General features: G+C 53.7%; 1 protein-coding gene. It reads right to left on the minus strand.

Annotation, left to right across the window (positions count from 1 at the left end; all coding sequences use genetic code 11):
* On the minus strand, window positions 1-668 hold a 668-nt coding region (locus DWX75_RS11960; RefSeq protein ID WP_233519612.1), incomplete at both ends, for an RNA-guided endonuclease TnpB family protein.

Raw genomic sequence — 668 nt, forward strand, 5'->3', positions numbered from 1 at the left:
CGACGGTGACGAAGTTCTTGCCGTACAGTGCTGCCTTATAAGTCAGCATACTAAGGAACATCCGCCAGCCATTGTCTTGGATGCTCATAGCCAGGGCATGGTTCTTCAGCAAATTCTTGCTCCGCAGTTCTTCTGCTGCGACCAGATCGTGGTTCTTGATCAGTGTCGCGGAAGTGCGGTGCAGGAAATCTTTGCGGCGCTGCATGACTTGTGCCGTGAGCCTGGCGACGAGCAAACGCTTTTTCTCGACGTTCTTTGCCTCACGGAGCGGGCGATGCTCTTTCTTGGCACGGACAATCCGACGGCTCAGCTTGCGCTGTGCGTTGGCCAGCCGTCGTTTCTGCCTGCGGTAATAACGAGGATTGGCCACAATCTCGCCATTCGAGTCGGCATAGAAGTTCTCGATGTTCAGGTCGATGCCAATCTCTGCTTTTGTTTTCGGGCTGGCTTTCACGAATGGTTCATCGGAGCCGAGTTGGAATGACGCAAAGTAGCGGTGCAGGCTGTCTTTCGTGATGGTAATCGTTCCGATGCGGACTTCCTTCATGGCAAAAAGTCGGTCCAGCATTTTACGCGAGCCTTGGAAGCGGATGCGTTTGAGCTTGGGCAGCATCAGATGATGCTTGTCGAGGAAGCGGGCGTTACTGGTAAACAGAGAAATCTCCGCA

Origin of the sequence: Mitsuokella sp. AF21-1AC (genome assembly GCF_003458855.1) — a bacterium.
Lineage (GTDB): Bacteria > Bacillota > Negativicutes > Selenomonadales > Selenomonadaceae > Mitsuokella.